This window comes from Bacillus sp. FSL W8-0183 (assembly GCF_038006825.1).
In the GTDB taxonomy this organism is placed as follows: domain Bacteria; phylum Bacillota; class Bacilli; order Bacillales; family Bacillaceae; genus Bacillus; species Bacillus altitudinis.
The window spans coordinates 734745-748715 of record NZ_JBBOVY010000001.1 but is presented as its reverse complement, the minus strand read 5'-3'; the positions used below and the strand labels follow the sequence as shown (position 1 = coordinate 748715).

Below are 13971 nucleotides of genomic sequence, written 5' to 3'. Positions count from 1 at the left end.
TTCGATTATTTCGTCAGGACTGTTTCCTTCACATGAGGAAGGACAGTATCTTCATAAATTTCGGTCGGGTATTTTCCAGTAAAGCATGCTAAACACTGACCGCGCTGCGGATCATCATACTTTCTGCCAATCCCGTCCATTAAACCGTCTACAGATAAAAATGCAATGGAGTCTGCACCGATTTCCTGTCTAATTTCTTCCACTGAATGAGATGATGCAATCAGCTCTTCGTGTGTAGACGTATCAATTCCATAAAAACACGGATGAGCGATTGGCGGTGAACTAATGCGTACATGCACTTCCGTCGCTCCTGCTTCTCTTAGCATCGTCACAATCCGGCGGCTTGTGGTTCCGCGTACGATGGAATCATCCACCATGACGACACGTTTGCCTTCGACCACCCCGCGCACAGCAGACAGCTTCATGCGCACGCCCTGCTCACGCAATGCTTGAGACGGCTGAATAAATGTCCGGCCGACATAACGGTTTTTAATTAAACCTAGCTCATATGGAATACCTGTTGCTTCGGCATAGCCAATCGCTGCAGAAATACTGGAGTCTGGCACACCTGTCACGACATCTGCTTCGACATGTGCTTCTTCTGCAAGTTTCTTGCCAAGATTCTTTCTCGCACTATGCACGTTGATGCCATTGATATTGCTGTCCGGTCTTGAGAAATAAATGTATTCCATGCTGCACATGCTGCGGTTAATGTTCATCGAGAAACGCTCAGATTTTAAGCCGTCATCATTAATGATCAGCATTTCGCCAGGCTCTACATCTCGTAAATAGGTAGCACCAACGACATCAAAGGCACATGTTTCAGAAGCGACAACATAAGCATCCCCAAGCATACCAAGTGAAAGTGGGCGTAATCCGTTCGGATCAAGCGCTACGATCATTTCTGTTTCTGTCATGATTAGGAAAGCATAAGCTCCTTTTAACATAGACAGAGCATTTTTGATTTGATCCTTCAAATCCATATATCCACTGCGCTTAATTAAGTGAGCGAGCACTTCGGTATCAGAAGACGTTTGAAAAATACTTCCTTGGTTCTCTAGCTGCTGTTTTAATTGCGTTGCATTGACCAAGTTTCCATTATGAGCAAGGGCAAGACTGCCATTGTTTTGCGAGCGGAAGAAGAGGGGCTGCACATTCTCAAAGCCGCCTCCGCCTGCTGTCGCATAACGAACGTGTCCGATCGCACCTTTTCCCTTTAAATCCTTAAGCTCACCATTTTGGAACACTTCCGTAATCAGTCCAAGGCCTTTGTGTGACGTCAGATTTTCACCGTCTGTTGCAATGATTCCCGCACCTTCTTGTCCTCGGTGCTGAAGGCTATGCAATCCGTAATATGTGATTTGCGGGGCTTCTTCGTGTCCCCAAACCCCAAAGACGCCACATTCTTCGTTTAAGCCTCTGATTTCAGCAAGCATGGGATCGCTCCTTTCCATGCGCGTTCAAGCTCGTTGACTGCCGCATGAATCCATTGTTGTCCTTCTTGATTTTTGACAGTGAATACACCATCATTTGTGACCGTTCCGACTTCTTTCGCATCTTGCACAGCCGCAGCAAACGCTTCGCGGTTTTCTGGTTTCACTGTGACGACAAAACGTGACTGTGATTCACTGAATAGTGATGCTGCGCTGTTTAGATCGAGCTGGATATCAGCGCCAAGACCATCTGTTCCAAATGTACTTTCAGCTAGTGCTACACCAAGACCGCCTTCAGACACATCATGTGCTGACTGAACAAGTCCGTTTTGAATTGCTGCTAATAGGGCTTCTTGACGCGCCAGTTCTACATCCAAATCAATTTCTGGTGCTTTTCCGTAGATACGGCCTTCTGTCATTTTTTGAAGCTCACTGCCTGCAAATTCTTCCTTCGTTTCACCAATGACGAAAATCACATCGCCTGCCTGTTGGAACGATTGAGTCGTAATATGAGCTGTATCTTCAATCAAACCAACCATGCCAATAACTGGCGTTGGGTAAATGGCCGTTCCATTTGACTCGTTATATAAAGAGACGTTACCGCCGATGACCGGTGTGCTTAATGTACGGCAAGCTTCGCTAATGCCGTCAGCAGACTTTTCAATCTGCCAGAAGATTTCTGGTTTCTCCGGGTTACCGAAGTTCAAGTTATCTGTTACTGCAAGCGGACGAGCGCCTGAGCAGACAATGTTACGTGCAGCTTCTGCAACGGCGATCTTCCCGCCAACCTCTGGATCAAGGTAGAGATAACGTGCGTTACAATCTGTTGTCATCGCAAGAGCTTTTTTCGTCCCACGGATTCTGAGCACGCCCGCATCAGAGCCAGGTGCAACGACAGTGTTTGTACGAACCATATAGTCGTATTGATCGTAAACCCATTCTTTACTCGCAATCGTTGGCTGTTTTAACAGCTGTTTCAATGTATCTGCTGCATCTGTGATCGCTGGAGCTTCCACTTTTGTTTCTAAAAACTCACGATAGTATGCAGGCTCACTTGACGGCTTGTGATAAACCGGTGCTTCTTCTGCAAGTGCATCAACTGGAAGCTCACACACTACTTCTCCTTGATGGAGTAAACGAAGCATTTTATCGTCTGTCACATGACCGACTGAGACTGCTTCAAGATCGTATTTTTCAAAAATATCAATGATTTCTTGCTCACGGCCTTTTTCAATGACCAACAACATTCTCTCTTGGGATTCAGACAGCATCATTTCATACGCTGACATGCCTGTTTCACGCTGAGGGATCAGGTCTAGGTTCATTTCGATACCTGAACCAGCTTTACTTGCCATTTCTGCACTTGAGCTAGTTAAGCCAGCCGCTCCCATATCTTGAATGCCCACAAGCGCATCATTTTTGATGACTTCAAGACATGCTTCAAGCAAAAGCTTTTCCATGAACGGATCGCCGACTTGAACTGCTGAACGTTTTTCTTCTGATTCATCAGAAAATTCTTCAGACGCAAATGTTGCACCGTGAATCCCGTCACGTCCCGTTTTAGCACCAACGTACATGACCGTATTGCCAACACCTTTTGCCTGCCCTTTCTTGATGTCTTCGTGGTTGATTAACCCTACACACATCGCGTTAACGAGCGGGTTGCCTTCATAGCTTTGATCAAAATGAACTTCTCCGCCGACTGTTGGAATACCGATACAGTTTCCATAGCCTGCAATCCCTGCCACTACTTCTTCAAACAAGTACTTCACGCGCGGTGAAGTCAGTTCACCAAAACGAAGAGAGTTTAATACCGCAATTGGACGAGCCCCCATGGAGAATACATCACGGATGATTCCGCCGACACCTGTTGCCGCTCCTTGATACGGTTCAATTGCAGATGGATGGTTATGTGATTCGATTTTAAATACAACCGCTTGGTTGTCTCCAATATCAACGATTCCAGCGCCTTCCCCAGGACCTTGAAGAACATGCTCTCCTTTTGTCGGGAATTTGCTTAAAACAGGCTTTGAGTTTTTATAACTGCAATGCTCTGACCACATGACAGAAAAGATACCCGTTTCTGTGTAGTTTGGCAGCCTGCCAATAATGGATTCGATTAAAGCGAATTCTTCATCACTCAATCCCATTTGCTGATACAATTTCTCTTCTTTAATTTGCTTGTGACTTGGTTCAAGCAGTAGTGACATGAGTGTCCCTCCAATTTTTCACGATAGATTGAAACAATTTAAGTCCGTCTGCGCTGCCTAGTAATGAGTCAACCGCGCGCTCAGGGTGCGGCATCATGCCGAGTACATTGCCCTGTTCATTCGTTACACCTGCAATTCGATTGACACTGCCGTTAATATCGTCACCGTAAGTGAAAGCGATTTGGCCTCGTTCAATCAGCTTCGCTAACGTGTCTTCGTCACAGTAGAAGTTACCTTCACCGTGTGCTACAGGAATCGTAATCGATTCACCTTTTTGATAACCGCTTGTAAATTGCGTTTCGTTGTTCTCTACAATGAGTTCAACTGGACGACAGATAAATTTTAGATCTTTATTCCGTCTCATTGCACCTGGCAAAATGCCAAGCTCCTGAAGAATTTGGAACCCGTTACAAACACCAAGAACAGGTTTTCCTTCCGCAGCTGCTTTTTTCACAGCCGGCATGATGTTAGAAAAACGAGCAATCGCACCGCATCTTAAGTAATCCCCATAAGAGAAACCGCCTGGTACGAGTACACCGTCAAAACCATCAAGACTCGTTTCGTCGTGCCATACATATTCAACTTGTTCACCTAACTCATCTTGAATCGCATGGTACATATCGATATCACAGTTAGAGCCAGGCAAGACGATCACTGCAAACTTCACTGTGCGACAACCTCCTCCACCTCATAGCGGTAATCTTCAATCACCGTATTGGCAAGCAATTTTTCACACATTTCTTTGACCACTGTATCTAAGTCACGTTCTGATTTCTCAATGACTAGCTCCATATATTTCCCGATACGGACATCCTTTACTTCCTGATAAGACATGCTGTGCAAAGCGTGCTGCACGGCACTTCCTTGTGGATCAAGAACGCTCTCTTTTAAGCTGACAAAAATTTTCACTTTATACATGTTTATGGCCTCCAAGTCTTTTGAAAATTTCTTCGTATGCATTTGTTAAGCCGCCCAGGTTTCGTCTGAACACGTCTTTATCAAGCTTTTCGTTTGTGTCTTTGTCCCAAAGCCTGCACGTATCAGGTGAAATCTCATCAGCTAGCAAAATACGATTCTCGTGATCTATTCCGAATTCAAGCTTGAAATCAATTAAATTCACATGGCAATCTGAGAAGATTTGTTTTAATTCTTCATTCACTTGTCTTGTGATTTGTTTCATTTCCTCGACCTGCTCAGGTGTCGCTGCATGTAAAATGCGAATATGATCTTCTGTAATGAGCGGATCACCAAGTGCATCATCTTTGTAGTAAAACTCGATCAAAGGTGTGTCCAGTTTCGTTCCCTCTGGAATCCCAAGACGCTTTGACATACTGCCTGCCACCACGTTTCGCACAACGACTTCAAGCGGTACGATGTCTACCTTTTGAATGAGCTGTTCTGTTTCAGATAGGCGTTTCACAAAGTGATTGTTGATCCCTTTCTCATGTAACATTTGAAAAATCAAGCTGGAAATTTCGTTATTCAGTCTGCCTTTGCCTTCAATTTCCGCTTTCTTTTCACCGTTAAATGCTGTAGCTGAGTCTTTATATTCAACATATAAAATATGCTCGTCATCGGTCTGATAGATTCTTTTCGCTTTGCCTTCGTAGAGAAGTTCTTGTTTCACAGTCATTCAGATTGGCCTCCTAATTTGAATGTTGGCAATTTTCAGGGTTAGGCGCCTGACTAGCAGGCGGCCCATTTCTTACGCAAGACCTAGACGTTCGAAAATCATATCGACATTTTTCAAGTGATAGTTGTAATCGAAGCAGTCAGCGATTTGTTCAGGTGTTAAGCGTGAAGTGATTTTCTCTTCTGCTTCTACTAATGAACGGAATGGTACTTGTTTCTCCCAAGCTTCCATCGCCTTTGGCTGAACCGTGTCATATGCTTCTTCACGTGCCATACCTGTATCAATAAGTGCAAGAAGAACACGCTGAGAGTAGATCAAGCCAAGTGTGCGGTCCATGTTGCGTTTCATATTTTCAGGGAACACCGTCAAGTTCTTCACAATGTTGGAGAAACGGTTCAGCATATAGTTCAGTGCAATCGTTGCATCTGGTAAAATGATGCGTTCAGCAGATGAATGAGAAATATCACGCTCATGCCAAAGCGGTACATTTTCATAAGCAGTCAGCATATAACCACGGATGACACGGGCAATCCCCGTCATATTTTCAGAACCGATCGGGTTTCGTTTATGAGGCATCGCGGATGATCCTTTTTGTCCTTTTGCAAAGAACTCTTCTACTTCACGCGTTTCACTCTTTTGAAGACCACGAATTTCAACAGCAAATTTCTCAATGCTTGTTGCCACTAAAGCAAGGGTTGCCATGTAATCTGCATGACGGTCACGCTGCAAGGTTTGGGTTGAAATTGGTGCAGCTTTGATGCCAAGTTTCTCACATACATATTGCTCAACAAACGGGTCGATGTTCGCATATGTGCCAACAGCACCAGAGATTTTGCCGTATTCGATGCCGTCTTTTGCTTGTTTAAAACGTTCTAAGTTACGCTTCATTTCCTCGTACCAAAGAGCAAGCTTCAAGCCAAATGTTGTCGGTTCAGCGTGTACACCGTGCGTACGGCCCATCATGACTGTATATTTGTGCTCTTTTGCTTTTTCTTTTAGTATGTCAACAAATCTCTCAATGTCCTTGAGCAAAATATCGTTCGCCTGTTTTAATAGATATGAGAGCGCCGTATCCACTACGTCTGTAGATGTTAACCCGTAATGAACCCACTTTCTTTCTTCTCCTAGAGATTCAGATACAGCACGCGTAAAGGCAACCACGTCGTGGCGCGTGTCTTGTTCAATCTCCAAAATACGTCCAATATCAAAGCTTGCATTCTTGCGCATTGTCACAACGTCTTCTTTTGGAATAACACCAAGTTCTGCCCAAGCTTCACAAGCGAGAATTTCTACTTCAAGCCATGCATTAAATTTGTTTTCCTCTGTCCAGATTGCTGACATTTCTGGTCGTGCGTAACGTTCGATCATTTCCCGTTTCCTCCATCTCTTTCAGTCCATATCTTTGTGATGTTTGCCATCCATTCATCATCAAGCTGTTTCATAAATGTCATATGCCCCATTTTGCGGCCGGCTTTTACTTCATGTTTGCCATATAGATAAAGCTTCGCTTCCTTTAAAAGCTCAGGATGTTCTTTTGGGATGTCCACTTCATCGCCCAGCAAATTCACCATCATACCCTCTGATAAAAGAGCTGTTCCGCCAAGCGGCAAACCGCATATGGCGCGAATGTGCTGTTCAAACTGACTCGTCTCACATAAATCCAATGTGTAATGTCCAGAGTTATGCGGGCGCGGTGCCAGTTCATTGACGAGCAGCTTCCCTTCGTTTGTCAGGAACAGTTCAACAGCAAGCGTACCGACCAGCCCTAGCTTTTCAGCAAGCGTTGTTGCCAGCTCTTTTGCTTTCTCCTGAATGCTGCCATCTACCCGTGCAGGCACGATGCTTTGGAATAAAATATTGTGCTTATGAATGTTCTCAGCGACTGGGAATGTCGCAATTTCCCCATGAACAGACCGCGTCACAATCACGGACAGTTCCATTTGGAAAGGAACCCAGCTTTCTAAAATGCACGTTCCATGCGTGAGAAGTGCAGCCGCTTCATGAAGCTGATCCTTCTCTTTGATGACGTACTGTCCTTTACCGTCGTAACCGCCTCTGCATGTTTTCAGCACAGCTGGTAAACCAAGCGCATTTACTGCATCTTTCAGCTCCTTCTCATCATGAACGATGCGATAAGGGGCGACTTCACAGCCTGCATCTACAATCCCTTTTTTCTCCGTTTCACGGTTTTGGGTTAAAAGAAGGAGTTCGCTTCCTTGCGGTAAATACGCCTCTTCCTTCAGCTGATTGAGTGCATCATAATCAATATTTTCAAATTCATATGTGACCACATCGCTGATGTCCGCCAGCTGTCTGATCGCTTCAAGGTCACTGTATGCGGCTGTAATTTCTGTATCAGCAACCTGTCCACAAGGAGAAAGTGTGACTGGGTCAAGGACTGCTGCCCGGTAGCCCATTTGCTTTGCACTGACGGCCATGTATCTGCCAAGTTGCCCGCCGCCGATGATACCAATGGTTGCGTTTGGAAAAATGGTCTGCTTAGCCAAGCTGATCACTGCTTTCTAATACAGTTTGTTTTGTTTGCTCTCTTCTTTCTTCAAGGCGTGCTGCAACGGCTTCATCAAATGCTGAAATCATTTGTGCGGCTAGAAGCCCTGCATTTGTTGCACCGGCTTTGCCAATTGCCACTGTAGCAACAGGTACACCGCCTGGCATTTGAACGATGGATAATAAGGAATCCAGCCCGTTTAATGCTTTTGATTGTACGGGCACACCAATGACCGGCAGTGTCGTTTTTGCTGCGACCATCCCCGGTAAATGTGCTGCGCCTCCAGCACCGGCAATAATGACCTTGAGTCCTTTACCTCTTGCTTCAGTCGCATATTCAAACATCAAATCAGGTGTCCGATGTGCGGATACAACCTGTTTTTCATACGGAATGTTTAATTCCTCTAAGATATCGCACGCAAGTTTCATTGTTTCCCAATCAGATGTACTTCCCATGATGACACCTACAAGCGGCTTCATTTTGTCCCCACCTTTAAGCTATTATTCGATTTTGTATCGTTTGACACGCTTCCCAAACCTAAGTAGCTTGTCAAACGCCGAACAAAAAGGCCCGGTTTGTATTGCATTGTTAGGAAGCAACACAAACCGGGCCATGGTAAGCGCTGTTCGCTTTTAAAACGCCATGTCAGTTTTGTTCACTATCCTGCATAGTCCAGTCATTTACGGTAACTGGGTAGAAACTTATGGGCCATATTCCCAAGATTATATGAGGCTCGTGTTTTGATTTCATGTTTATCTTAACAACGGATGTTCATGATGTCAACGGATTTATCGAACAATCTATGAAGTCGTCGTTTTAATGTTCGGATTTAGAGTATTTTTCCCTCAAATACGATTTTTTTCCCAATCGGAATGATCTGAATCGACCCATTTTCCTTCTTTTCCTGAAAGATGGGCTCCTCCATTCGTCGGACAGGTGAGTAGCCTTCCTCTGCCATCTGGGACAACACTTGTTCAATCGTCATGTTGTCTTCCACGTAGAATTTCTTTTTCTTTGGTTTTGCGGTCATTCTTTAATTCTCCTTTTCTTCACAGCCTTCACCCAGAAGCCGCCATGAATCGTTTTGGGCTCATACGAAATGATAAACGCCTTTGAATCAAGCGTTTTAATCGTTTCATATAATTGCAGTTCATATTTTCTCGGTGTTAAAATTTGCATCGCTGACCGGTCTCCTTCAAGACCTCCTACTACCCAGTTGGTGACGCCATATCCTTTTTCTCTCAATTGTTTTGGGAGATCTAGATCGATTTCTTTTGTAATCACGTTCACAGTAATGTAGCCAAGTGCCAGCTTCTCTTCAATTTTCATCCCGACAATGATTCCAATTCCATAACCTAGCGCATACGCAATGACATTTTGTACTTGATCTAAGTTATCTAATACGATACTCAAACCAATGACATAAATCAGCATCTCGACAGTACCAGCAAAAGCGGCTGCATACCTTCTGCCTTTCATTGTTAAAATTAAACGCATAGTGGAAAAAGAGACATAAACAATGTTAATCACTAAAATAATCAAAACCATGGTGAACGCATTGGATAAAAGTTGTTGAAGCACGATTCGAACCCCCTGCACTAAAAATCAAATAAAGCACCCCATATTCTACTAGAGAACAAACCTTGATACAATCAAATTTGCGCGAGAAAAACACATATATCTTTCGACAACAAGGGGTGGTCTTTGTTACCAAGAGTTTACCCGTTTTTTCCTCTTCTCAACATGAAAAACCTCCTTTTTCAAAAGGAGGCTTTAGATGGTTGATAAAGGGCTAAAATATACTTTATTTTAACCCTTTGTCTTCTTTTCAGCGTGATAGAAACTTTTGAATTCTAAGAAGGACGAGTACCGGTGCGAAGCGAATTTCACTTTCGTGAGCACCGTCACGCAGGACTGACGCATTGCAAAGATTTGTCTACACGCTGAAACGTGTTATTATCCAAACCGAACTGGAACAAGTGATGGGATCAAATACTCTCCGACAATGCCCCATAAAAGGGCAATGATGACGAGCTCAATCAACAAAAAGACCCAGCCAGCATACATCAAGTCTCCCCGCACAGCTTCTTGCTCTGATTGAATGGAGCGGAAGAGCACAATGGCAATCAGCTGAAGACCAAAAAACATCATCACGGATAAAATCACCGTTACATATGGAATATTCAGCATGGCAAATACAAGCCAAAGGATAGATAAAACCAAAACCGGCACAAGCACGGCACCGAACTTCATGATCACTTCTTTCAGCGATATGTTCCCTTTCAGCATGTACTTACCGAGCACCCAAACCGTCAGCATCATCAGTGTTAACAAAATGAGTGTAAAGACCGCTACCTTCAAAAAGGCGTCACCAAAAGAATAATGAATACCAAAACCTAATAAACGGGTCTTTGACGCCTTTAATTGAACGTAGTTGCCTAAAGCAAAAAACACACTGAATAACACAATTGAAATCCAGGCGTACTTCATGCGTAAAGTGTCCGCTTGATGGATCGCACGGCTCGGTGATTTTAACATTGCGAGCCCATATGAGCCATAGCGCTTAAACGCACCTCCTACACTTCTTGCAATGCGCTGAATGGCTGAACGCTCTTCATCAGCTGGCTTAGCCGTTCTTCCTCGTTTTGCAGCACTGCGGCTGAGGCGGGACTGCCTCGTTTCTCGATCTATTGATGGCTCTTCGTTTTCGTTTTTCGTTTCAGATGTGACCTGCTCTTGATCTTTCTCTAACATCCCATATCAACTCCTATCTCAGACAATCCGCACAGGCTCAGGTGACCTGTCCGGATGACTCCTATTAAAGTAGCGGAGTCTCTCTATTCAGTCAAGATTCCTTGACGTTCATACGAATAGACGGATAAAAGAATGAAGAGGTTTTAAATGGAGAGAAAATAAGACAAAACAAAAAAGCTGATGAGTGGATCAGCTTTTCATCATCTTTCATAACTTTTCATGAACGATAGCGCCCCTGCTTTGCTTTCTGAATCCGAAGATTCTCTTGGTGTGCGGGGAAACGAGTCTTTTCTGTCGTATCGACTTGTGTAATTTGTCCATTATGAATGGTGATCACCACCGACCCGTATTCAATCCCTTTTAAGGCAGATAAAATAAAATTCAGCTTTTGTTCATCCATCGCTCATCCCCCATCCCACTAATTTTGCTTTCGCTCTTTTAAATAGAGAACCTCATTTTCCAGCTCATGAATCGTATAATGCATGAGCGCTTCATGTTTTTCTTCATGCCCCCATAAAAGGAGCTGCTCAATCAATACCTGCTTTTTCCGCTCAATCACCTGCCTAAGCCAGCGTGACAAGTCATCCCCTCCCGTTATAATGAATGCAAGAAAAAAGGCACTCTGAACCCTTCTATAGAAAAAAGGAAATCAAAGCGCCTTTGGTGATCCAATCAGCGAATTATGTCTTTTTATCATAAACACATAATTCCTATAAGTCAACTATGTTTTTAAAATTTCCCTACAAAAAACAGCAGCCTCCATGAGCTGCTGTTTCAGACAAACCATTAATGATTTAAGAAAGCAAAATATAGAATAAAGATGACAAACAGTCCGTACATAATTGGATGCACTTCTTTTGCTTTTCCTTTAAAGATCATGGTGATCGGGTAGAAAATGAAACCAATCGCAATCCCTGTTGCAATACTATATGTGAGTGGCATCATAATCATGGTTAAGAAGGCCGGTACCGCAATTTCAAAACGATCCCATGCGATCTTCGCAAGAGGTGCAACCATCAGTGCACCGACAATGATTAAAGCAGGTGCCGTTACATTCGGTGTCACGACAGATAAAAGCGGCGAGAAGAACATCGCAAGTAAGAAGAAAATACCTGTCACGACAGCTGCAAAACCAGAGCGGGCACCCGCAGCAACACCTGAACTAGATTCAACATAAGACGTCGTCGTTGATGTACCAAGAACAGAACCGACGACGATAGAAGAAGAATCCGCCAGAAGCGCTTTTCCTGCACGCGGCAGCTCATTATTTTTCATTAAACCAGCCTGCGTTGCCACAGCCACAAGTGTACCAGCTGTATCAAAGAATCCAACGAATAGGAACGTTAAAATAACCACAAGCATTTGAATGGAGAAGATGTCTGGCAAGTGAATCAAGGCTTGACCAAAAGTTGGAGACAAGCTTGGAATGCTATCTACAATTTGAGATGGAACTGGCACAAGACCAAGGATCATCCCAGCAATAGCTGTCACAAGCATCCCAATGAAGACACCTGCATTCACACGAAGAACCATTAAAATGACAGTCACAACGATTCCAAATACCGTCAACAATACAGGACCACTATGAATGTTTCCAATCGAAACGAGCGTATTATCGTTATTGGCAATAATACCGGAGCCTTGAAGACCTACAAATGTAATGAACAAACCAATCCCTGCACCAACAGCCAGCTTCAGCTCACTCGGAATAGCATTGATGATTTTTTCACGGAAACCTGTTAAAGAAAGGGCAACGAAAATCAATCCTGAAACAAACACACCGGAAAGTGCTGCCTGCCATGAGATTCCCATACCAAGAACAACTGAGAAAGCGAAGAACGCATTCAGCCCCATACCTGGTGCAATCGCAATCGGGTACCTGGCGATCAATCCCATCAGGAAACAACCTGCCGCAGAAGCTAACGCTGTAGCTGTAAAGACAGCCCCCTGATCAATTCGTAATTTATCTGGAAAATCCGGTACTGCTACTAAAGCAAGTGTGATCGGATTGACAAACAAGATGTAAGCCATCGACAAAAATGTCGTTAAACCGCCGATAATCTCTCTGCGATAATTCGTACCTAACTCATCAAACTGAAAAAACTGTTTCAAAGCCAACTGACTCCCTTCATGTCCTTTTGCTTTAGTCTGTCCCATTCACAAGTCAAATAAAAAACGCCCCAACAGTTTTTGGGACGCTTGACTACAATGTGAATTCAGACCGTGACATCAAACAAGAACAATGCATGATTTATATCAAACGAGTGTGAATTGACGTAGTCAAGCCATTTACGGTAGCTTGGTAGAAACTTGCGGGCCATATCCCCGCCATTATACGACTTCTATCTATTTGATTTCTGTGTCTATTGTACCAACTTCATTTTTAAAACACAATACAAAAAGCGAACATTTTTCAAAGAAATGTCCGCTTCATTCGTCTTATTACACGAATTTGGAAAATCACATCTAGTTCTTTATACACCCATCACTGAATTCTGGCAAAAGCCGTTTCTGCTACATCGAAAAATGCCTTCACAGCAGGAGAAGCTTGCGTGAGCGATGGACAGGCAAGCGCCACCTCACGATGATGCGATACATTCAGATGACTGATCTGCACAAGTTGCTGCGTTTTTAGGAATAACTCAGGACCTATCGTCACACCAAGTCCTTCCCCAACCATGCGGGCAATGGTCGTACAATCATGCACTTCAAATAAAATAGACGGCTTGATTTGCGCCTCTGAAAAAATATCCTCTACATGGGACTGATACATGCCAGTTGGCATAATAAACGGTTCGTCCGCTAATTCTTCCATGTCTACAATTGGATGCTGCTTAAAACGATGATTTTCGTGATAGGCGACTACCATTTTATCTTTCATAAGTGGCAATAGATCAAACGTTTCATCCGCTTTACCTTTTACAACAAACCCAACATCAATAATGCCAGAATCGAGCCACTCCAATATTTCTTCATATGTCCCCTCATAGAATTTAAATTCAATCTTTGGATGCTTTTTCTGATAGCTCACAAGCAGTTTTGGCAATAAACAAGCGGATGCACTGGCAAATGTTCCAATCCGAATCAAGCCAGATTCAATATTTTTGGTGAGCGCAATTTCCTGCTGAATTTTCTCTACTCGATTTAGCACTTCTCTTATATGCGGGAGAAGGGTTTCGCCGGTGTCTGTCAGCGTAATGCCCTTTTTTCGGTCACGTACGAATAAAGACACGCCCCACTCCGTCTCTAAACTTGCCACCGCATGACTCACGGCAGACTGTGTCATATTTAATGCTTCAGCTGCAGCGGTAAAACTGCCTAGCTCGACCACCTTAGCCATCGTCTCGAATCGAACAAAGCTCATGAGTATTCACTCATCCCTTTCATGAAAAACATCAATTTTACTTATGTTAGCACGGAATTTAAAATGAA

General features: G+C 43.7%; 15 protein-coding genes and 2 riboswitches. All 15 genes read right to left on the bottom strand.

Annotated features, from left to right (window positions below; all coding sequences use genetic code 11):
* Positions 1-5: 5 nt before the first annotated feature.
* The 15 genes from purF to NSQ64_RS03850 all read right to left on the bottom strand — a co-directional run bounded on the left by purF (position 6) and on the right by NSQ64_RS03850 (position 13903).
* The gene (gene purF / locus NSQ64_RS03920; RefSeq protein WP_135009885.1) at positions 6-1436 is read right to left on the bottom strand and encodes an amidophosphoribosyltransferase; all 1431 of its coding nucleotides are present in this window, start codon (positions 1434-1436) and stop codon (positions 6-8) included.
* Positions 1412-3643, bottom strand: coding sequence for a phosphoribosylformylglycinamidine synthase subunit PurL (gene purL, locus NSQ64_RS03915; RefSeq protein ID WP_024719398.1), 2232 nt, complete (start codon positions 3641-3643; stop codon positions 1412-1414). The genes purF and purL overlap by 25 nt, the downstream gene beginning before the upstream one ends.
* Positions 3627-4310, bottom strand: coding sequence for a phosphoribosylformylglycinamidine synthase subunit PurQ (gene purQ, locus NSQ64_RS03910; protein WP_008344292.1), 684 nt, complete (start codon positions 4308-4310; stop codon positions 3627-3629). Before purQ ends, purL begins: the two co-directional genes overlap by 17 nt.
* Entirely contained in the window at positions 4307-4561 is a 255-nt protein-coding gene (purS, locus tag NSQ64_RS03905) for a phosphoribosylformylglycinamidine synthase subunit PurS (RefSeq protein WP_008344293.1), read from the bottom strand. Before purS ends, purQ begins: the two co-directional genes overlap by 4 nt.
* Complete coding sequence (gene purC, locus NSQ64_RS03900) at positions 4554-5276, bottom strand: phosphoribosylaminoimidazolesuccinocarboxamide synthase (RefSeq protein WP_007496901.1); 723 nt, start codon at positions 5274-5276, stop codon at positions 4554-4556. The genes purS and purC overlap by 8 nt, the downstream gene beginning before the upstream one ends.
* Positions 5277-5348: 72 nt before the next feature.
* Positions 5349-6644: an adenylosuccinate lyase gene (purB, locus tag NSQ64_RS03895; protein WP_024719396.1), complete on the bottom strand. Its 1296-nt coding sequence runs from the start codon at positions 6642-6644 to the stop codon at positions 5349-5351.
* Positions 6641-7783 (bottom strand): 5-(carboxyamino)imidazole ribonucleotide synthase, encoded by a 1143-nt coding sequence (purK, locus tag NSQ64_RS03890; RefSeq protein ID WP_025206860.1) that lies wholly within the window; start codon positions 7781-7783, stop codon positions 6641-6643. The genes purB and purK overlap by 4 nt, the downstream gene beginning before the upstream one ends.
* On the bottom strand, positions 7776-8264 hold the full coding sequence (purE, locus tag NSQ64_RS03885; RefSeq protein WP_341015159.1) for a 5-(carboxyamino)imidazole ribonucleotide mutase: 489 nt from the start codon (positions 8262-8264) through the stop codon (positions 7776-7778). Before purE ends, purK begins: the two co-directional genes overlap by 8 nt.
* 169 nt (positions 8265-8433) lie before the next feature.
* A riboswitch (purine riboswitch) is annotated at positions 8434-8535 on the bottom strand.
* A 79-nt stretch (positions 8536-8614) separates the two neighbouring features.
* A complete protein-coding gene (locus tag NSQ64_RS03880) occupies positions 8615-8815 on the bottom strand; it encodes an NETI motif-containing protein (RefSeq protein WP_017359825.1) in 201 nt (66 codons plus the stop codon).
* Entirely contained in the window at positions 8812-9366 is a 555-nt protein-coding gene (locus NSQ64_RS03875; protein WP_008344300.1) for a DUF2179 domain-containing protein, read from the bottom strand. The genes NSQ64_RS03880 and NSQ64_RS03875 overlap by 4 nt, the downstream gene beginning before the upstream one ends.
* A 375-nt stretch (positions 9367-9741) precedes the next feature.
* Entirely contained in the window at positions 9742-10539 is a 798-nt protein-coding gene (locus tag NSQ64_RS03870; protein WP_138278174.1) for a hypothetical protein, read from the bottom strand.
* A 217-nt stretch (positions 10540-10756) separates the two neighbouring features.
* Positions 10757-10939: a YezD family protein gene (locus NSQ64_RS03865; protein ID WP_008344304.1), complete on the bottom strand. Its 183-nt coding sequence runs from the start codon at positions 10937-10939 to the stop codon at positions 10757-10759.
* 18 nt (positions 10940-10957) lie between these two features.
* Positions 10958-11119 (bottom strand): hypothetical protein, encoded by a 162-nt coding sequence (locus NSQ64_RS03860; RefSeq protein WP_008344307.1) that lies wholly within the window; start codon positions 11117-11119, stop codon positions 10958-10960.
* A 206-nt stretch (positions 11120-11325) separates the two neighbouring features.
* The gene (locus NSQ64_RS03855; RefSeq protein WP_035703624.1) at positions 11326-12651 is read right to left on the bottom strand and encodes an NCS2 family permease; all 1326 of its coding nucleotides are present in this window, start codon (positions 12649-12651) and stop codon (positions 11326-11328) included.
* Positions 12652-12796: 145 nt separating this feature from the next.
* Positions 12797-12898, bottom strand: a riboswitch (purine riboswitch).
* Between the two features lie 126 nt (positions 12899-13024).
* Entirely contained in the window at positions 13025-13903 is an 879-nt protein-coding gene (locus tag NSQ64_RS03850; RefSeq protein WP_341015153.1) for a LysR family transcriptional regulator, read from the bottom strand.
* Positions 13904-13971: the final 68 nt, after the last annotated feature.

Coding starts and splice junctions, on each gene's coding strand:
- purL (WP_024719398.1), bottom strand. CDS start 3,643: ATGTCACTACTGCTTGAACCAAGTCACAAGCAAATTAAAGAAGAGAAA.
- purF (WP_135009885.1), bottom strand. CDS start 1,436: ATGCTTGCTGAAATCAGAGGCTTAAACGAAGAATGTGGCGTCTTTGGG.
- NSQ64_RS03865 (WP_008344304.1), bottom strand. CDS start 10,939: ATGGATGAACAAAAGCTGAATTTTATTTTATCTGCCTTAAAAGGGATT.
- NSQ64_RS03870 (WP_138278174.1), bottom strand. CDS start 10,539: ATGTTAGAGAAAGATCAAGAGCAGGTCACATCTGAAACGAAAAACGAA.
- purC (WP_007496901.1), bottom strand. CDS start 5,276: ATGACTGTGAAACAAGAACTTCTCTACGAAGGCAAAGCGAAAAGAATC.
- NSQ64_RS03880 (WP_017359825.1), bottom strand. CDS start 8,815: ATGACCGCAAAACCAAAGAAAAAGAAATTCTACGTGGAAGACAACATG.
- NSQ64_RS03850 (WP_341015153.1), bottom strand. CDS start 13,903: ATGAGCTTTGTTCGATTCGAGACGATGGCTAAGGTGGTCGAGCTAGGC.
- purE (WP_341015159.1), bottom strand. CDS start 8,264: ATGAAGCCGCTTGTAGGTGTCATCATGGGAAGTACATCTGATTGGGAA.
- purB (WP_024719396.1), bottom strand. CDS start 6,644: ATGATCGAACGTTACGCACGACCAGAAATGTCAGCAATCTGGACAGAG.
- purS (WP_008344293.1), bottom strand. CDS start 4,561: ATGTATAAAGTGAAAATTTTTGTCAGCTTAAAAGAGAGCGTTCTTGAT.